We start from the raw sequence: 21,315 nt of genomic DNA, 5'->3' as shown, positions 1-21,315 counted from the left end.
TGCTTTTTAAATTTCCGTATATCCATTGTAACTTACTGACATAGAAATTTTTTTTCATTATTTTTTAAATGTTAATTTGATATAAATAAAGTGTTGGTGTTAAAATCGCTTCAAAGGCTAGTTTATTGATGTAAACCTTGTGGTTCATCTTTAATCAACAACATATATTGGTTGGCTAGTGCAAGACGTTAAACCGATTTTGCTATCTATTCAAACACTAATTCATTTAAAGATTACACTTTGGAATGAATAATTCCTCTACAAGAAAGGATTGACCATGACTGAACATTCCCTCGGTATTGTGGGTTGGCGTGAGTGGGGCACTTTTCCTGATATTGGCAACGAAAGAGTCAAAATCAAAGTGGATACTGGCGCAAAAACATCTTGTTTGCATGCGTTCAAAATAAAACCGTTTCAAAAAAATAACCAAAAATGGGTTCGAGTCTGGCTGCATCCTGACCAGGATTCTGACCGAGAAGTCGTGTGTGAGTTTCATGTGTTTGATCGCCGAGATGTCAGTGATTCCGGCGGCCATGTAACCAAACGTTACGTGATAAAAACCCCCATTCTTATCGGTACACAACTTTTTGACATCGAACTGACATTGACCAATAGAGATCACATGAAATTTAGGATGTTATTAGGTCGTCGCGCGTTAGAAGGGCGATTTTTGGTTAATTCAGCAGAATCATTTTTAGCAGGAGAATAACAAATGCATATTGCAATAATGTCGAGAAATAAGAATTTATACTCGACCAGTCGCTTAAGAGAAGCTGCTGAAGCTCGCGGTCATACCATCAAAATTGTCGATCCATTAAAGTGTTACATGAACATCAACATGAATGCACCTAGTATTCATGTCCGCGGTGAAGAGCTGCCAAAATTCGATGCCGTTATTCCGCGAATTGGTGCGTCAGTGACCTTTTATGGCACAGCGGTATTACGCCAGTTCGAAATGATGGGCACTCACCCATTAAACGAGTCTGTCGCCATTACACGTTCTCGGGACAAATTACGTTCATTGCAACTGTTATCTCGCAAGAATATTGGTTTGCCGGTGACCGGTTTTGCCAGTAAGCCTGCTGATATTCCCGATTTGTTGGACATGGTCGGTGGTGCTCCTTGTGTGATTAAGTTACTTGAAGGCACTCAAGGTATTGGTGTGGTATTAGCTGAAACCCGTAAAGCTGCTGAATCGGTTATTGAAGCCTTCATGGGGTTAAAAGCCAACATCATGGTGCAAGAGTATATTGCCGAAGCTGGTGGCGCTGATATTCGTTGTTTCGTGATTGGTGACAAAGTGATTGCGGCGATGAAACGCCAAGCATTACCAGGTGAGTTTCGTTCTAATTTACACCGCGGTGGTTCTGCTAGCATTGTTAAGCTCACTCCAGAAGAACGTTCAACGGCATTACGTGCTGCTAAAACGATGGGGCTAAACGTTGCGGGCGTAGATATTTTACGTTCTAAGCACGGTCCATTAGTGATGGAAGTTAACTCATCTCCGGGCCTTGAAGGCATCGAAAAAGCCACTGGTATTGATGTTGCGGAAAAGATCATTCAGTTTATTGAAAAAAATGTTAAATCTACTAGCTCGAAAACGAAAGGAGTTGGTTAATGGCAAGAAAGCACGAACCGTTTGTTATCGGTGATGTTAGCGTACCGGCAGGCACGCAGCAAAGTGTTAAATTGCCCGCAGCAAAACTGTATAACGATACACCGATGGATCTGCACGTTGAAGTGTTTCATGGCACTAAAGCGGGACCTGTTTTATTGGTTTGTGCAGCGATCCACGGTGATGAGTTAAATGGCATTGAAATATGTCGACGCTTGCTCGGTCGTGTGAATGCTAAAACCTTAACCGGGACCTTACTCATTGTCCCTATCGTTAACGTATTTGGTTTTATTCAACAATCTCGCTATTTACCCGATCGTCGTGACTTAAATCGTTGTTTTCCGGGCTCAGCTAAAGGTGCGCTTGCCAGCCGTTTAGCGCATTTATTTAGCAGTATTTTAGTTAAACGTGCAACCCATATTATTGATTTACATACTGGCGCAATTCATCGCGATAACTTACCGCAGATCCGCTGTGATACCGACGATACAATGATGCTCGATATGGCTAATGCTTTTGGAGCACCAGTCATAATGTCTTCTAAAGCACGTGAAGGTTCAATGCGCGGTTATGCTAACAGCCTTAATATTCCTTGTATTTTATATGAGGCTGGTGAAGCACTGCGCTTTAGCGATATGTCGATTAAGTCTGGTGTAAATGGCGTTATCAATGTGATGCGTTGTTTAGGTATGACCAAAGGTAAAATTAACACTAAAACCACCAGTGTTAATGCAAGTCGCAGTTACTGGGTACGCAGTGAATCTGATGGGCTGGTGAATATTAAATTTAAACTGGGTGAGCGAGTATCTAAAGGCCAAGTGTTAGCCAATATTGTTAACCCTCTGGGCGGCGAGCCGATACCATTAAAGGCCCCAACAGATGGGATTATTATTGGCAACAGCAATATTCCGGTCACCAATGAAGGTGAGGGCTTGTTTCACATTGCACAATTTAGTGGTGATGAAATAGAAGTTATTAACGATAATCTTGATGATTTTATGCAAGAGTACGCTGAATAACGTTCTTGAATAGAAACCCTTTGAGAGTTTAATTGGATTGTTAGTCAAGCTGTATAAAGCGATTATTAGCACTATGTTATTAGATAACTTAACCCTTGGTGATGACGAAGCTCGGGTTAAGTTTATAGATAGAGATGTGTTTTAAACTCGCAACAGGATGATTAACCTAATGTTGGATTTACTGTTTTAGGCTAAGTATCCTGAATTCAGCTCATTTTCAACTCGCTTCACGATAAGCCAATCAAGGTTAAGTTTAAAACGACGAGAGTAATGCTTGGTAATAAATCGACCAAAATTATTTTACAGATAGTTAATTAATTAATTGACAATTTTCAGATACATACCAAACTTATAATGACTTATCAAAATAAGTTTATATCTCGTTAAGTACAGTGATGTTATCAATCAACAAGCTCATTAAACGAAATTGTTATCTTTGCACCTTGGTGTCAAAGATAATCTTAATGGATGCTTATTTTCCATACATTTAAAAGGATTTAGTGTTCATGCGCAATAATCAACCCGTTACCCTAAAGCAATATTACTTCGACGATGAAGTTCGTTTAATTTCAGGAACTGATCTACGCGGCCACATCACTTATTGTAATGATGCTTTTGTTGAGGTCAGCGGCTTTGAAAAAAGCGAGTTAATCGGAAAACCCCATAATCTCGTTCGCCATCCCGATATGCCAAGTGAAGTGTTCAAAGAGATGTGGGCCTGTATTTCAGCTGGTAAAGTATGGATGGGGTTGGTTAAGAATCGTCGAAAAAATGGCGATTACTATTGGGTTAGCGCATTTGTCACCCCAGTGTTTGAAAATAATAAAGTAGCAGGATATGAGTCCGTCAGGATAACGGCATTACCTGCAGAAATTGCTCGAGCAGAGGCTGCTTATGCCAGGATCAAGGCCAATAAATCCCCAAGGCCACTGCACGCTAAAATAAAACATCAAGTACTTAAGTTGTTACCCGTTTGGTTACCTATGTTTGTTTTGTCAATGGTACTCTTTGAGTTCTGGGGGCTGTTCCCTGGCTTGATATGTTTAATCACACTCACTCTATCAGCTGCATGGTTAGGCTATAAACAACAGCAAGACTGGTTAGAAGTCGTCACACTCAATCCTAATTCGTTTACCGATCGCACTGTCGCAGAAACCTACTTTGCTGATTTTGGCGCCAAAGCACAGGCTAAATTAGCTCTTGGTTGTGAAATTGCTCGATGTCGTACCGCTATGACAAGGATCGAGGATGCAGCAGGATCTTTAGATGGTATTGTTGAGCATACCCAAGTTGAAGCAGAGTCAACCGCTAAAGCTGTCGGTCTTCAAAGCGCATCAATACAACAAATTGCTTCAGCCATTACAGAGATGTCTACAGCGATACAAGAGGTCTCTGCTAATGTCGAGCGTAATGCTGATAGTGCTAAAGATGCATTAGACAATGTGAGTGCAGGGGCTCTACTTGCAAATCAAGCCAAACAGTCTATTGATGAATTAAATCTCTCGGTTGCTGATATTGCGACTACCGTTCGCGAGTTATCGGAATCCACCAATGAGATTGGTCAAGCCGCCAGTATTATCTCCAGTATTGCCGATCAAACTAATCTACTAGCGTTAAATGCGGCCATTGAGGCAGCAAGGGCAGGTGAGCAAGGAAGAGGATTTAGTGTTGTTGCTGATGAGGTCCGCTCTCTGGCATTTAAAACTCGCGAATCAACCGATAAAATTCACAGTATTGTCAGTGTATTAACCAAACGTGCCAGTAACGCTGTCCAAGTGTCACTTAGGGGCGAGCAAGCGGCAAGTAAAGGTGTTCAAATTGTCGATGAAACTCGTAATGCATTAGCGTCGATTAATCAATCAGTCGAGCAAATTACCCAACTTACCCTAGATATGTCAGCCGCTGTAGAAGAGCAAGGCGCTGTCGCTGAACACATTAACCAACAAATTATTGATATTGCTGATTCAGCAGAGATAACTAAAATATCATCAGAAAAATCCTTACATAATAGTAGTGAGTTAGGTGAATCCGTAATGATGGTTAGATCAATTATCAGACGTTTTGCCGTTGGTGCCATAGGCAAGAAATAAATTAAACAGCAGATGTCAAAAAGGCCAGAAACTTGAATGTTTCTGGCCTTTTTATTCGCTTAATCATGATGGTATAAAACGTTCCATTGTACTGGAGCATGAAGTCAGTGGATCAGCTCATGGATCTAGCTGATAGTTTATTGAGTTATTGATACCGCCCCTCTGGCTTTTCCTCAGGTTTTTATTCGCTTCATTATAGTATAAAACGTTCCACTGCACTGATACATGAAGTCAGTGGATCAGCTCATGGATCTAGCTGATAGTTTATTGAGTTATTGATACTGTCCCTCTGGCTTTTCCTCAGGTTTTTATTCGCTTAATGGTTATAGTTTAAAGCGTTCTACTGAGGTCGTCAGTGAATGAGCTAATTGGTTTAGTTGCTGGCTTCTTTCTGTCATTGATGCCGATTCTTGGGCATTTTGTTGCGCTGAGTCTGCAGTCTGAGTCATTGTTTGTTCTATTTGTTGACTGTAATTAACCTGTTCATTGGCCGCGTGAGTAATATTTTGGCTCATGCCACTAATGGTATTTAATGCGGTTTCTATATTTTCAATCGCATCATGTAAAGATTGGCTTTGTTCTACACATTCACTGGCTTGGTTTTGTCCTTGGGTGATCGCCTTAACGGCGTTTGTGGTTTCTTGCTGCAATGCATCTATCATGGTTTGAATTTCGGCTGTTGATAATTGAGTTCTAGAGGCTAATGAACGTACCTCGTCAGCAACGACAGCAAAGCCGCGACCATGCTCACCCGCTCTGGCTGCTTCAATGGCTGCATTCAACGCAAGTAAATTGGTTTGGTCTGCAATAGCACTAATCGTTGTTAAAATCCCGCCAATATTGTTGCTATGCTGACTAAGCGTTGTCATGATCTTAACTGAGTCGTGCAAGCTACTTGATAAGGTCTCAATACGGATACGATTATCATCGGCAATGGTTTTTATTTGTCCTCCTTGGACAGAGGCGGATTTGATATATTGCTCTGATTCAGAAGCTTGTTGATTAACCTGAGTTGAACTGTGATGTATTTGTTCGGCAAGCTGTTTGGCTTGGCTAATATTATCAATCTGTTGTGAGGCTGAATGAGATATTTTTTCGCTTTGTACTTGTGAGCGAATAGCGGATTCATCTAATTGATGGGCATCACTATTAATCGCTTGTAATAACTGGGTCAAATCATCAGATAACTTATTAGTGTTGTCTATCAATTCGCCAAATTCATCATTATTTCGTTTGCTTAATCGTTGCGATAAATCGCCACCCGCAATTCGCGATAATGCGATGTTTATTGCTTGTAGAGGGCCTAACATGGCTTTTGAGGTAAAGTAATAAATAAAAATCGCCATCGATACAAATATCACTGCCATTAAAATGGCTAATGTTTGTGCTGTCGTCACTTCATCAACGGCCACCATCTGCAATAGGTGGAACCGTTCGTTAGCGAGTGTGACTAATTGATCTAACTGCTGATTAGTCGTATCAAAAAAGGTGTTAGCTTGCAGGTGACTTTGCTCTGCCAAGAGTTGCTTATTGATGACATTTTGTTGCGCGATGTACAAGTTACCAGGCTCATCTGTAAATTGTTTAATTGCTTGCAAGTGAGTGTTAAATTCTGCAAATAGCGCCGTAGCACCTAAGGGTTCAGCTTGTTGAGTTAAGTAGCTGCCATTGACGCTAATATTACCTAATAACATGGCAACATCTTGTTTGTGGATGTCCACGGCATCGGTAGAGGTTAATCGACCGAGTTCTGTCATGGTATTACCCAGAGTAAATAGCATGTCATCGATACGTACTCCACCACCAACCACTTCTTCTAATAATGAGGCCTCATTTTCTGGCGCTTCGATAAGCTCTAAATCAATCATGTTATTACTGGCGCTGATGCGCGCATCGTCGAACTGTTGTTTTAAAGTGGTGAAAGTGGCGCGGGTTTGCTCTATTTCGAGTTTTGCGTTGAACATAGTGCGAGATTGCTTAATGTACTGCTCATAAGCATTTTGGGCTTTGGTTAACGCCTGTTGCATCGTCGGCTGGTCGGCGACTTTGACTAATAGTGTGCTTAATACGTTATCGAATTCTTGCTGTAATTGATTAAATTGTGTAAAGCTGAGATTAATATTGTCATTACCTGTTTGTGAATAAGCTAGGCTATCTGTTTTTGCCATTTTTAATAAGGTAATTTGCAACCCGTTCGATTGATTTTGTACCGGGACGGCTAAGGTTTCAATATTATTATTTGCTGTTTGAATTTGATTTAGGGAACCATAGAAAAAACTACTTCCAACAAGCAGTAATAAGCCTATTGAGGAAAAACCTAGCGCTATTTTTTGTTTAATAGTGAATTCGAACATGGCCATTTGGTCTCTCTTATTGTTATTTACCTGACGTCATTCATACTATATTTATATGTGCTATTGCTTGTTTATTGTCTGTTCAAGACTGACTCTAGACTAGAACGTTGTAAAAAAAATGTAAATGCACTTATGCAAAAAATAGAAATATATCTTTGTTTTTATAGTAGTATTTCATTGTTTATAAGTAAGCAATACCTAGCTTGTAATCAAGATGTGTATATTCTTGTTAAGTTTATATGGCTACTGTTCAACATCTATATCGTCAGTTAGCAGCAAGATTGATAGGCTATCTTTATGTTCACTAGATACCCAATAGTATTTTGCTTTAAGTCTAAAAAGTGTAGTTGTTTATATCGCTAAATCGATATTTTTTATCATTATTTTGAAACCATTCGAGGTTAATGTGAGTCAACAATCGGTAACGCTAATACAAGCCAGTGGCCAACAGAAAAATATTACGCCGTCGAAAGTGATATGTATTGGGCGAAATTATGCTGAGCATATTGATGAATTAGGCAATGAAGTACCCGATGATATGGTGGTATTTCTTAAGCCTAATTCAGCGATTACTGAGATCTTATTAAGCTATAAGGACGAAGTGTTGCATTATGAAGCGGAGTTATGTTTTATGGTGGCAGATGGTCAGTTTGGTGCAGTTGGCCTTGGGTTAGATATGACTAAACGCGAGCTCCAAGGTAAATTAAAAAAACAAGGCTTACCGTGGGAGAGAGCAAAAGCCTTTGATAGCTCAGCCCTGTTTAGTCAATTTATTCCAATCACTCCGGGCATGGATAATTGGTGTTTTCAGTTAACCATTGATAACGTCGTGACCCAACTTGGGCATCAGCAATTAATGATGTATCAGCCTCGAGCCATTTTTAATGCGCTTAGTGAGTTTATGACTTTAAATGATGGTGATATTGTTATGACGGGAACCCCAAAAGGTGTGGGAGCTGTCACTGCTGATACGCAATTTACGATCAGTTTATGGCCTAATGTGCCATTTAGTCAGTTTGAGACTGCACTCTCGGGTGCTCATTCGCTTGAACAGCTTTGTGGTAAGCCAATGATCCTCAAGCAGTGGCTTGCTCAATAATCTTAGTACTGGACATGGCGATAGTGCTGCATGTAAATAGATAAAGCGCGAAAAAAAATGACCATCTTGTTAAAGGTGGTCATTTTTTATTGGTCATTGCTGGCGAGTACTTACGCATTTATCTTTTCAATGAGTACTGCTTTTCTGCGTACTATTTCATTAACGCTACCGCTTCCATGTCTAGCTCGATATCGGTGCAACCTTTAGCACAATAAATCCCAGGGGCTTTAGCTGCAGGTTTGGCCTGTTTAGTGTTAGGCGGCAATTGCAGTGTTAGCGGTTTATTGCAATCACTGCAAGTGGCATTATTACCTTTAAGCATGCGCTTAATCAGATTCTTTTGTTGATTAAATGACGCCAATGTAGGGGCATTAATCGCTGAGAAATCGAGTTTCTGGGTATCGCTCATCTTAGTTCCTATCTTTGTAGCTGATCTCGCGATGAACCGAGATCCACTTGAACAACTATTTTATTTGATCAATTGGGCGCCAACGCTGTAATGCTACTGGAAGGCTAACGCCTTGCGCCGTCAATAAATTCACTCGGGCCAAATAAGCTGCCCCATGCATTAAATGTTTCGCTAAGTCTACTGCATGACGTTGGCTGTAGTCATCTAAATAACTATTTTTAGCCCAAGCGTTAAATGCGCCTAATGCTGGGCCTGCCCAAATTTGATAATCCATTTCACGGCCGACTTCACCAGAGTTTGACCAGCGGCTTGATAAGCCAAGATACCAACGGAAAATCAAGGCCATTTTACGTTTTGGATTGTCTTTAGCACGTTCAATTTGCTTTGGGTCGCGCTCATTAAAATGCGCGACAGTACCAGCCCAAATATCATCTAGGCTTGAGCGGAATACTTGTTTTTCAAGTTTTTCGCGTTCGTCACTTGGAATAGCTTCTATTGAGTCATAACGGCTGTAAATTTCATACAACTTGTTGGCTCGCATCGGGAATAATGTGCCACGCTTGACCACTTGTAATTTGACCCCCATTTCGAACATATCAGCAGCGGGTGCCATAGTCACATCGGCCATTTCGGTCGTTGCCAGTAATTTGCGCGTATGCTCGCTAGCCCCCGCCTCCACGCAGGCTTGGTTAATTGATCCGGTAACAATATAGGCTGCGCCCATATGAAACGTAGCCAGCGCGGCATCGGGTGTACCCACACCGCCACCCGCGCCAACACGGATAGGTGTTTTGTATTTGTATTGCGCTTGCACTTCATCTTTTAACGCCAAAATAGTGGGCAGTAACGTCACTAATGGACGGTTGTCGGTATGACCACCAGAGTCGGCTTCAGCGGTAATATCATCCGCCATTGGTACAAGTTGTGCCAGTTCCATTTGCTCTGCGCTAATGAGGCCATCATCAACAAGTTGTTGCAGCATTTTAACGGGTGCTGGTTGCATAAACTTAATCGCGACTTCGGTGCGGCTAATTTTAGCAATCACTTTATTGTCGATTTGAATATCACCATGAGCATCGCGGCTTAAGCCTGCTGCGCGGTAATAGACTATTTGCGGGGTTAAGCCTAAAAAGGCTGAGGCCTCAACCGTGCGCACTTTATATTTTAAAAATAGCTCAACACTGCCACGCTCAAGCGCTGGCTCACTTGGGCTGTGGATTAAGTTAAACGCATATGGCCCATTGGGCAGCGCGGCTTGGATGCAGTTTATCGCTTGTTCAACTCGGGATGGAATTAACCCAGCTGCGCCAAACGAACATAAAATACCCGCTTGGCCTAAGGCGATAACCAATTCTTCCGAGGAAATGCCATTAGCCATCGCGCCAGCATAATAGGCATATTTTACCCCATGCACGCGGCGAAAATTACTGTCGCCTAAACTTTGGGTACCCAGTGCAGGTCCAAAAGCGCTTACAGGTAAAGTGTTAGGTGCATTAACTGCGTCGGTCACCACTTGAGCTTGTTGCGCCACGCCTAAGCCTTGTTGCGTGTCGTTAACCAAATAACACGCTTGTGATAAATCTTTGAGCTTTTTGTTCATCCCAGTTTGATCAAAGCTAACGTGTTGCTGGCTAACTTGCCATGGCCAAGGAGAAAGCTTTTCGTTGTGCACTTGTGTTGTCATTATTATTATTCCTTTTGGGCCTAAGCTTCTTCAATACAGATTGCGATGTCTTTGACTTCATAAATGCGTAGACCATCTTTACTGAGGTTTGCATCGCCTATTATGATGCGCTTACCGCCTTCATCTTTTACTGCACTGATATGCACATCAAGTGACATTTGTTTGTTAAGCGGATTAATTTGACCGCGATATTTCCACTTAATATCCGACAATATTTGACCAAATTTCGGATTAGTGAAACCTTTACCTAAGTCTGTAGAGATGGCGTAAGTTTGCATCAACTCGATCACGGCTTCAACACCTAATGAACCCGGCATAACCGGATCTTGATGGAAGTGAAATTGGAAGAACCAATCACTTGGGTCAATCGTGCGTGACGCAGCAAGATAGCCCTTAGCGTATTTGCCACCAGTGTTAACAATTTCGGCTTTATCGATAAAGTTAAGCTGGCCGCCCGCAAGGCGATAATGCGGTTGGCTCGCTGGTGCATTAAATACTCGCGACTGTTTATCCAGTAAGTTGACGCTAATGTCTGCCTCGACATTATTATCGATATGCCAAGGCTGGGTGATCCTGCCATTATCAATACCAAGCTGGTTCTTTAGCGCATCACCTTTGAAGTAACCAAATACCGCACTACCAGTGTAAAATGGCTCGTTATCAACACTTAATTCAAAGGTGAAGCTTTGAATAATGTTACTGCCAGCGATGACGGTTGATAATAGCTTTGAGTCATTGACTATGGTTTTACCGCGTAAATCCACATGGCGCAATAATTTACCGCTACCATCTAAATTACGGAAAAACAGCTCTTGCCCGGGGAAGCCAAGAGTGGTGCCCATATAGCCTGAGATAAAACCGTTAGGTTGTAGTGAAATTTCCATTAGCACTGAGTAAGGCATTACCGCTTGATGACTGTTTTTTGCAAAGTACCAAGCATCTGCCGGCACTTCGTACTCTGCGATACACGATGATGGCTTTTTCAGTTCGCCGCGCTTACCGTTAATTTCAACCACGCGCGTGGTTAACTGTAAATCGCCACAGGGTGTACGCGGCGGGATCAATCCGCGGTAAATACTAAAGTCTGGGCCAAAGCACTTTTCGATATCGCCTGTGGCAAATTCGAACATGTGGTATGGCGTAAATGGTACGGTATCAGGCACGCGATTAGCATACTTTGAATCGGCACTTACGATGGGCGCTTCAAGGTGTTTTAGCGGAATAACGCCCTTGTTACTCGGGGCATGTAAATCTGGAACTAGCGCCATTAATGGCGCTTTGCTGGCAATCACTTTACTGCTAGCGTCTGAATCAACGGCAGTGCTAGTGTTTGCTGCGTTTAACGAGATAAGTGGGTAACGCGAACATTCAGCCTCTTCCTTAATCATCACGCCTAAGTTTTGGAAATCGACCACAACTTTGCCATTAAGTAAAATATCAATATTAGCTTTGGCGTAAGGGCGAGGATGAATGCCTATTTCAGTCACTTCCATGCGATAAGTCAGTTCGGCGGTTTGTGGTAACACTTGGCCACGACAGCGGACTTTTTGTGAGGCGTTTTCCAGAGGCTGGAATCGGCCATTCTCGACGAGAGTATGCATGCCAATGTGGATCATATAGAACTGTAATAGTTGACCACAACCTTCTGCCATTAGCGAGCCGGCCATCACTTGATCGCCTTGGAAATGACAAGGGAAATACCAATGATCTGGCGCAATATGCTTATGACCTTCGAGTAAGCCTAAGCCCCAAGCACCACCTTGAGTTTGTAATTGACTAACACGCTCAATCATTAAGAACTTTTCGGAGGCAAAACAAAGCGATTTTTGCATACCATTTTGTAGCTGGTGGGCGACGTGTTCGCCGCCAAAACAGCTGCCAATATCGCCGGTCAGTAAATGATGAATTTGGCCATAATCAAATGCCGTTTGGCTACAGTGTAGTAATGGCGTGAAGGTCGGTTTGTTTGGATTGTTGAGCACTTGTTGACGACGTTTTATTTCATCTTCAGTTTGAATAACCCCTTTACCATCGGCCAGTTCTTGGTCGGTAAAGAAGCCTGCGCAGCCGCCATCCATTTTGAGGATCATCTTGTCGCCTACGAAGCATTCGTAAGAGAAAAAGAATAATAACGTATCGCCATTGCTAGCAAAGTTATTGATTTTTATATCGTAACGCAGCGTGTCACCGCCACGAGGTAAATCTTCTAAGAAAGTCAAAGTACAATCTAATAAACGATAAACCCGTTCGCCTTTGTTTTCAAAATCGATGCCTAAGTAACTGATCAACATTAAATCACATTGACCCGATTCTACTGCTACAGCCCAAGGGATTTGACCATCGACTAAATACGGTGCATCGACTGGGATGTCGTATTCTGTGGTCATTGAACAAGGTTTGTATTGATTCATGGTCGCATCAAGTTTAGTGACGCGCGACACCAACAAGTAATCTGTGGTGGGCAGTCTTACTCGACGAGAATAGCTGTCGATGATGGCATAATCTGGGCCAAATACCTTAGCGATATTGCCTTCGGCATACTCGACTAAATCAGCATAATTCCAAATACACGGTTTATCCGCTGGGATCGGCGCGGTGTAAGCTGGCACACAAGCATGATTAGGTTGAATTAATTCCACAGGTACAGCAGCTGATGCGATAGGATCTACATTTACAGCAGGCTGTGAAGCCTGCGACACATAAGAGATTTGCTGGCTGGTGAAACCGGCTAATTGTGAGCGTAATAAACTGTCGGCGACTTTTAACCCCGCATCTCGGCTGGATAAGTAGGCTAAGTGCGCTTGCTGCGCTAACCATTGATTTTGCTGAAATGCACTTAAATGTGCTGGCGGTATGGTTGGGCTTGTCACACTGGCAACCTTAGGTTGCTCTGCTGTTGAAACGGTGTTTTCTGACATAAGAGACTCGGCGATATGCTCGCTATGATTGACACTAAAGTGGCTGCTGTCACAGGTGGTTTTTGGCTTAGTCATGTCAATGGTTTTAGCTGTTGCTGAAGTGGTATCAGCACAGTGATCTAGATTGCTGTCGGCCATTGTTGTGATATTGGCGCATTGAGCCACAATGCTGTCGAGACCTTCAAGTGAGCTATCAATAATATGTTGATAGATATCTCGGCCACCTAAACTAACTTGCTTAATTAAGCTTAACTTATTGCCTGTGGCTAATTGTTGCGTCAAATTGTTGCTCAGACGAGTACGCAATGCGTGTTGCTGCGGCGCCGAAACAGACAGATTAACCTGTGAGTATTGGGTTTCGCTGCTGGTGAATACACAGGCGTTGATGGCCGATTTATCAATATGGCGGCTTTGTACTAAAGCGTGCAGTAAACTGGCCATGCCAGAAGCGGCAAAGGTGTGACCGAGAATATCTTGTGCTTTACTCAATAACGGCGCTGAGTTGACCGATGCAGCATCAGTTAATCCTTGGACAAACTGTTGGCCTTGAGTTGTTAATATGCATTCAGGCGATTGGTTTAATTCGATAAGATCTGCTGCAATGTTGGCCGGGCGTTGTGATAAGGAGTCAAAATCAATACTGTTTATGCTGGCATAGCTGTCAAGCTCTGGATGCGCAGCATTAGTTTGTTGCAACACTATTGCGCCAGCGCCTTCACCTACTTTCCAGTCGGTTGAGCTTAATCCTTTAGCATTAAGCTTGGCAGTATTGAATAACATATTTTCAATGCTGCCACAGAGATCTACCGCGGCGATGATGATGGCATCCAAAGGCTCTTGTAACGAACCAAGAGCAAATAAGTTTTGCGCCACATCGATACAACGATTAGCTGACTGTGCACCAGCTGAAATGGTAAATGCCGGGCCATTGAAATCCCATAATGAGGAGATCCGTGACGCCATAATGTTACCAATAAAGCTGGTATATTGATTTAGCTTGGCGGCATCTAAAACACTGTCCATCGCAATTGCTTCAAGGCCGGCATATTCAGTACTGGATAACTGGATCCCTTGGGCATTAAGGCTTTGCGCTATTTGGCTATGTAAGTTAACTCGACCGCGAAATTGGTGTAATTCAAGTTCGGTTTCCATGGCTACCAACACGGCTACTTTACTGCCAGGCGTTAGCTGTGCATTGGCAATGGCTTCATCTGCTATTTTGATTAATAACAGTTGTTGCGATATGAGGCGATCATCTTCATTAGGCGGCACTTTGAAACGTAAAAAATCAAAATCGAACTGATCAATATACGCCCCTTGTGGCACCTGATGTATGCCATATTGAGCCAATAACTCAGGGTGCTTGTCTAAGCCTTTCCAGCGTTGATTGGGCAATGGGCTAAACAGTGGTTGCTTATTGATGATTTTATCAGCCAATGCATTGATGCTGCTGCACTGACCAAAGTGGGCTGCCATGCCGGTAATGTGCATTGGCGTTTCTGTACTGACTATTTTGCTGCGACTAAGCTGAGAGCGTTTACTGTCAGCATGGTTTATGCCTGCCTGATCTTGATAGGACTCGATCAGTAAATGGGCGTTACAACCGCCAAAACCAAATACCGAAACACCTGCATGGCGGGCTTTATTACCGACTTTATCGGGCCAAGGCAAGACCACATTGGGTAAGGTCGCTTGACCAAATAATCCATTAGGTGATGAGATTGGGGCACTGATATTAATACTCGGTGGCAACACGCCTTGGCGCATGGCAAAAATCATTTTCATGATCCCAGGCATGCCTGCCGCGGTGAGTAAATGGCCTAGATTAGATTTGGCTGAACCAATCAGTGGCGTCGCGCTGCCTTGAAGTTTATCTTCAAAAAAGCGTTCCATTGAGGTTAATTCTACTTTATCGCCTAATGGCGTTCCCGTGGCATGGCATTCAATCACTTCAATACTGGCAGGGGTAATACTTGGGTCTATTGCTGCCGCATCGCGATAAGCGCGCTCGAATGCTAGTACTTGGCCCTTGCTATTCGGGCTTAACACAAATTGACCTTTACCGTCGTTTGATAAACCGATACCACTGACTAAAGCATAGATATGGTCGCCATCACGTTCAGCGTCTTCAAGGCGTTTAAGCACTAATACCCCCGCACCTTCGCCGGCGAATAAGCCTTTACTGTTACGATCAAAGGGCGCTGAAATTCCATGGTCTGGATAAGCATGAAATATTGAAAACCCCATATTGATGAAGAATGGATCTGCGCCAGACACAGCGCCAGCTAACATCATATCTGCCTTACCAGTATGCAAGTAATCACAGGCGAGTTTTAAGGCGTAAACAGAGCTAGCACAGGCTGCATCTAAACTCAGCTGCGTACCGCCCAAACCTAAAGCATCGGCAACAATTTTCGAGGCATTATGGGCAATGGCACCATTACCTAAGTTAACCGTTTGAGCAGTGGCAGCGTGATTAGCTTGTGGCTGATCACAACTCTTGTTAAGGCTATTATTGAAACAGTGTAGGCTAAAGTTTGGCTGTTGCAGCTTGGTCTGTAAGGCTTTTTCGACCGCGCTGTGATACAGAGGTACAAACAGTTCATTAGATTTAGCCGTAGGGAATGATAAGGTTCCCATCACAATACCGGTGCGTTTAAGCAAGCTATCGTCAAGGCTAATACCGGCATCTGTTAACGCATTACGTGCAGTGTCGGTTGCCCACAAGAAGCTATCGTCTAAGCCATTAAATGCGCTGGGCTCAATGCGATAACCTTGAGGATTAAATTGAAAGTCTTGAATGTAGCCGCCTTTATCGCAATAAAAACGGTCCGATTCGCCTTGTACACCCAAGTAGTCACTCGGTGAAGCATTGAGTTTGCTGGCACTGATTTGGCTGCGCGAATCTTTTTTGTCTAATAAGTTTTGCCAAAATTTAGCGGGAGTATCCGCGTCTGGATACTGATTGGCTAAACCGACAATGGCTATTTTAGGGGTAGCTTGAGAACTCAATGAGGTTCTCCTTCTAATGATGTTTCACTATAACAAATGAGGGATGAGCCGTCGGCTAATGCCGCCTGCTGGGATAATGTATTAATGCTAGCGTCAAGGCTGCGAATAAAAGGGCTTAATGACATGGGCACTCGATGAGCAATTAGTTGCCCTAGGCATTTAAGTAAACTGGTGACGTCATCGCCACCTTTAGCATTGACGGCCATTGCCATCGCTGAGACGCTATTGCTACTCTGCGCATTGATTTTGTCAATTAGGGTGGTAGTTTGCCGATCGGCACCTACTTCAACAAATAGTCGACAGCCTTGCTCTCGCGCATTAAGAATTAACTGAGTAAAATTGAGCTGATGACAAAAAGTATCGGCAATCGATTTTGCAATGGCTTGTGAGGTTAATACAACAGGCTGAGTCTCTGCTGCGGAGATAAACTGCAATTGGCTTGGTAAGTTTTCTACTAATGGTTGTTGATAAAATTGCCTTACTGATTCGCTGATGTTCAATGCCGCAGGCGTGTGCATTGCGGTGACGCGATTAGCGGCAATGCCGCGTTTACCAGCTTGCTTTAGTAAGGCTTTACAACTGTTTTCACAGCCGGCAACAACACAGGTATCACCCTGAATAATAGCAATATAAGCCCGTGGGTAATTGGCTAAATGGGGCGCGAGTTCGTCAATGCTGGCTCGAGTAACGAAGCTATTCCATACAATGTTTTCGTCATCGGCTAATTGCCATTGTTGGCGAACACAGCGGAGCTCACCAGAAATATCTCGGGTAAAAATACTGCTGTTTTGCGTGGCTGCAATCATGCTGTGTGGTGTTTGCCATACGTTTAAACTCGCCCACATGGCCGCTTCACCCATGGAATAACCCAAAGCAAAACGAGGCTCAATGGCAAATTCTTGCTGCAACAGCTTGGTTAAAATATAACTGGCGCCAACACCGGCAATGGCTAATTGGCTCAGGCTCATCTGTGCGGCACGATTTTTATCTGCCGCATAGATAAAGTCCGTTTGTAACATCGATTGCATGTCACCTTGGTTTTCAAGTTCAGCATACAAATCTGGGAAAACCAGGCCTATTTGACTAAGCATGTTTGGGTACACAGTGCCAACGCCAGGATAAACAAAGCTCAAGCCATTATGACCCAGCGGCGCTGAATATAAGCAACTGCCCGCAGGCGTTTTATATTCTATCGGCGTATGACTATTCGCATCATGCTGCTGATGAGTGGCGATTATGGTCATCATCGCGCTGACTTCTTGTACTAATGCGCGGCGATCGGCTGCCATTAAGACTAGGGCTAGCGGTGCATCTGTTTGATAATCTAATAAACTGGTTTTGATAAGCTCGAGTAAGCTTATGTCGTCAATGGCTGAGTGTAACTGCGAAGAAAGGCCCATCAGCTTAGTGTGCAATTGCGCCAATGAAGCGGCGCTAAGCGGCAGCCATAAACGTTGAGCACTGATTAACGGCTTGGCGGCGATAAGTGCACGACCTTGGGTAAGGATGATTGCCTGAACACCTGATGCGGTTGGATAACATAAAGCTGCGACTCGGCTTTGGTGAAATGCGCTAAACCAATATTGACCGTTAGCCTTGTCTTGGGCTGGTATACAGCGACTCGCGATAGACTCGACTAGGTTGACCATTGCCGTCAGTGCTGTTTGTGCCGTCTCATTCGTATGGGGCGCACTTGCATGAGGAGCTGACTCAGATCTAGAATCATTAGCTGGATCCGTCACTGCATCATTAGTGGCATTGCCATCAGAACTTGCACTAAAATTATAACAGCCATCTAGCGCGACTATCTGTGGCTGAGCATGCAGACGTTTTGCATGCTTAAGGGCAAGTGTTACCGCTTCAGTTTGGTTGTTACTCAGTGCAATACCATTGATATAAGCATGCGCATGAATACCGTTTTTAGCCGCAATTAACCCAGACATTATCCACAATCGATCGCCAATGTTGACCATATCATTGCTGGTGGACGATAGGTGTTCGCAAGCGTGCAATAACGCCAACGCAAAGCCGTCGACACTATGAGTGTCGACAGTGATCAGGTGTTCATTAATCGAGGCAATATTAGGCTTGCAAAGCAACAAAGCTAAACGCATAGGCTTAGTTTGTTGCTTTGCAATACGCTCACTCATCGTGTTTAGCACCATGTTGCTTAATACCGTCACACTGTTTCCTTGCTGTGGTGAGACACACCAGTAGCCGCTTGATGTGGAATAAAGGCCCCATTCAAACTTTTACTGATAGTCACTTTAGCGTTGAGCATTTGGCAACTCAAGCGACCATCTTGATGGTATAAACTCACGTTAGCGATTAACATTCTGCCGCTGTGTTTAACAACATCCAGTTGAATATAGCCTTTATCACCACTGGCAAATGGCCAAGCGGTAATACATTCAGCCGTTGATGACGGTAAGCTTGCTGCACCGTATTTAAGTCTGGCCCATACCAGCATGGCTTGTAGCAGCAAATCTTCCGCGAAAACTTGGCTGCCACCTAATGCCGATGACGGGATAAAACGTTCACAGTCAGCGGTATTAATCTGCGGTAATTGCACTTGGCACAAGAGCTGAGCATCATCAAATGCCAACACTTGCTTAATGCCTTGCAAACGTGGGCCATGAAACAAGGTTCCGTTTTGATACAGTTCAACCCCTGAGCTCAACGGTGCTATATGCGACCACTTTGTCAGGCTCGCTGTATCAATCACGGGCTTGGCAATATCATCAGTCAAGACGGCGCTATTGATCACTAATGTTGCTTGATATTGCGGTTTCATCGCTGCACTTGGCTCATTTAACAAACGAGATGAGATCAGCGCGTTGATCCCAGCGTCAGTTTGCGTTAGTTCCAGTTGCAACAAATGTGGCTCATTGGTGTCAAAAATAACCCCTTTAAGCAATTTATATTCAGCAATACTGACAGGCACATGACATAAGGTTTCTGCCGCATCACGCATCCATTGCATGGCACATACTGTCGGCAATACCGGATTACCAGCAATACAATGATCGCTAACAAAAGGCATTTCAGCCGGGGTTAAGACTCGAGTCACCGTCATACTGATAAGATCAGAGGACTGTGTCTTGGCTGCAAACGTCAGCGAACCCTTGGCGATAAGCAAAGCGTCCGCATTAAGCTTTTTTACAGCATTATCCTGATCTGATGAACCTTGCATATCTGAGCCAATAAGCAATTGTGCGCCTTGCTGACTTAATAAACTGTGGGCAAATAACTCGGCACCTGCTTGTAATGGAATCACGTAAACACCGCGATCAACAAACATTTTCTTTAATGCCGAACTGACCATTCCGCCATCCCAAGGGCCCCAGTTAAAACTCATTACTTTAGCATGCGCTAAGGTGTGTGCCAGTTTAAGGGCGGTTTTATTGAGGATTTCATTCGACATAGCATAATCGCTTTGTCCGGTATTTCCGTAGAAACCGGCAGCCGATGAAAACAAGGCAATCAGCTTGATCTGTTGTGGGTCGAGTGCATTAATTATGCTTGCAAGCCCGGTCACTTTAGTGTGATAAACGCGGTTAAGTTCATCCAAGGTTTTGTCTTGAATATGCTTGTCGGCTAACACCCCTGCGCCGTGAATAACGCCATTAATGGTTAACGGGTCGCCCTTAGCATTCGTCAGGCTGTTAAGGCAGGCGGCTACCGCTGTGGCGTCGCTGACATCCATTGAGACATATTGCGCGCTGGCGCCGACCTTACTGAAAGCGGCTAATGCAGCATCGATTTCTAGGCTGCTGCTAATTGGCCACACTAATGCATCAATTTGTTTTGGCGTGGGTTTATTGCCTTGCGATTGAATATAAGCAATGGCCGCGGCTTTTAACTCAGAGGCTTGCTTGCCTTGTGCCCAAGCCGGTAAGTCGCTGCCAAAATGTTGGCTACGACCTGCTAACACAAAATGTGATTGGCATTGTTTGGCTAAGGTGAGGGCGCATTCAAACGTTACCCCTTTTGCGCCGCCGGTGACCAAAATAGTGTCATTACCATCAAGCGTTGCTGGCGCAAACTGCTCACTGGCATTGGCGGCGACTAAGGTTACTCTACCTTGCTGACTAATCCCCACTTCATTAATGCGATCTACGCTTGCATTGGCACCATCGATATCAAACAACTCAGCAACGATGGCGTCGGCAAAGCTTGTAGCATCAATATTATTGCTAATGTCTAAGGCGCGGCAAAATACTTGTGGCCACTCATGGCTTAAGGTTTTGCTCAGCCCAGACAAGGCCGCTTGATTCAGTTCCGCTGTGGCTAATTGGTCATTATCTAAGTAGCCAAATCCACCGTCTAAACGACTCACGGTAAAGTAGCACAGACGCGAAGACGTTGGTTTAGCAAATTCTGGGTGAAGATGCTTAGCCCATAAGAACGCGTTGTCGACAGCGGCTTTTGCAGCAAGAGTACACGACATTAATGGGTGATTATTTACTAGCGTTTGCGGCTGTAAATGAACAAAACCTGCAATGGCATGTTCAGCGCCCAAGTCGGCTTTAATATCGGCAATCACCTGAGCAATGTTCGCATCATCAATGCTGCTCAAGGTGTAGCTTTTAATATCACTGCTTAATGGTGAATGCGCTACGCTGATGGTTTGTGGGTTACGAATAACGGCGACGGTTAATCCCTTTGCAGTGAGTTTTTCAGCGAGTAAACCGGCGTTATGGCCATCATCTGTGATGACAATACAGTTTTTCGCTGAATAACAATCTACGAGTTTATCCGCCGCGGGTAACTTTTTTAGCGCTACCTCGCTGTGTGGCGGTAATGCTGCGGTGTTAACCTCAACCTTATTTGCCGTTGATGCTGGGGCGACAGCCGCAATCGCGGTTGAGGTCGCTGCAGGCAATTTGGTTTGCATGTAGCTGACGATTTCACCTAAGGTGCGACATTCGGCTAAATCTTCTGGGTTAAGCTCAGGTAAGCCAGGCAACTCATCTTGTACTGTGCCTAAAATCTCGACCCGTTTGATTGAGTCGATACCTAAATCCGCTTCCATGTCCATGCTCAGTTCAAGCATTTCAGCTGGGTAACCGGTTTTGTCGGCGACAACTGACATCATGGTGCTTAATACTGTAT

General features: G+C 43.8%; 11 protein-coding genes. 5 read left to right on the top strand and 6 right to left on the bottom strand.

Annotated features, from left to right (window positions below; translation table 11 throughout):
• Positions 1–277: 277 nt before the first annotated feature.
• The 4 genes from GW828_RS17280 (at position 278) to GW828_RS17265 (ending at position 4,724) form a co-directional block, all read left to right on the top strand.
• A complete protein-coding gene (locus GW828_RS17280) occupies positions 278–709 on the top strand; it encodes an ATP-dependent zinc protease family protein (RefSeq protein ID WP_273059435.1) in 432 nt (143 codons plus the stop codon).
• A 3-nt stretch (positions 710–712) separates the two neighbouring features.
• Positions 713–1,618 (top strand): 30S ribosomal protein S6--L-glutamate ligase, encoded by a 906-nt coding sequence (gene rimK / locus GW828_RS17275; protein ID WP_124016951.1) that lies wholly within the window; start codon positions 713–715, stop codon positions 1,616–1,618.
• Positions 1,618–2,634 carry a succinylglutamate desuccinylase/aspartoacylase family protein gene (locus GW828_RS17270; RefSeq protein ID WP_124016952.1) on the top strand — a complete coding sequence of 339 codons (1,017 nt, stop codon included), beginning with the start codon at positions 1,618–1,620 and terminating at the stop codon, positions 2,632–2,634. The genes rimK and GW828_RS17270 overlap by 1 nt, the downstream gene beginning before the upstream one ends.
• Positions 2,635–3,140: 506 nt before the next feature.
• A complete protein-coding gene (locus GW828_RS17265; RefSeq protein WP_182757206.1) occupies positions 3,141–4,724 on the top strand; it encodes a methyl-accepting chemotaxis protein in 1,584 nt (527 codons plus the stop codon).
• Positions 4,725–5,047: 323 nt separating this feature from the next.
• On the opposite strand, the gene GW828_RS17260 is transcribed toward GW828_RS17265, so the two are convergent.
• A complete protein-coding gene (locus tag GW828_RS17260; RefSeq protein ID WP_259396858.1) occupies positions 5,048–7,084 on the bottom strand; it encodes a methyl-accepting chemotaxis protein in 2,037 nt (678 codons plus the stop codon).
• Positions 7,085–7,484: 400 nt separating this feature from the next.
• Here GW828_RS17260 and GW828_RS17255 point away from each other — a divergent pair, with 400 nt between their 5' ends.
• Entirely contained in the window at positions 7,485–8,177 is a 693-nt protein-coding gene (locus GW828_RS17255; protein WP_182757205.1) for a fumarylacetoacetate hydrolase family protein, read from the top strand.
• 151 nt (positions 8,178–8,328) lie between these two features.
• Here GW828_RS17255 and GW828_RS17250 read toward each other — a convergent pair whose 3' ends face one another.
• From GW828_RS17250 to GW828_RS17230, 5 genes are all read right to left on the bottom strand, one after another.
• Complete coding sequence (locus GW828_RS17250; protein ID WP_124016955.1) at positions 8,329–8,586, bottom strand: hypothetical protein; 258 nt, start codon at positions 8,584–8,586, stop codon at positions 8,329–8,331.
• A 55-nt stretch (positions 8,587–8,641) separates the two neighbouring features.
• A complete protein-coding gene (gene pfaD / locus GW828_RS17245; protein ID WP_273059431.1) occupies positions 8,642–10,270 on the bottom strand; it encodes an eicosapentaenoate synthase subunit PfaD in 1,629 nt (542 codons plus the stop codon).
• 20 nt (positions 10,271–10,290) lie between these two features.
• Positions 10,291–16,200, bottom strand: a complete 5,910-nt coding sequence (locus GW828_RS17240) for a hotdog fold thioesterase (protein ID WP_273059429.1) — start codon at positions 16,198–16,200, stop codon at positions 10,291–10,293.
• Entirely contained in the window at positions 16,197–18,383 is a 2,187-nt protein-coding gene (locus GW828_RS17235; RefSeq protein ID WP_273059427.1) for a PfaB family protein, read from the bottom strand. Before GW828_RS17235 ends, GW828_RS17240 begins: the two co-directional genes overlap by 4 nt.
• Positions 18,380–21,315: SDR family NAD(P)-dependent oxidoreductase (locus GW828_RS17230; protein WP_273693543.1), on the bottom strand; the 2,936-nt coding region annotated here is incomplete at its 5' end. The genes GW828_RS17230 and GW828_RS17235, both read right to left, overlap by 4 nt.

It is taken from the genome of Shewanella vesiculosa (assembly GCF_009994065.1).
GTDB lineage: Bacteria > Pseudomonadota > Gammaproteobacteria > Enterobacterales > Shewanellaceae > Shewanella > Shewanella vesiculosa.
This window is presented reverse-complemented; position numbering and strand designations above follow the sequence as displayed.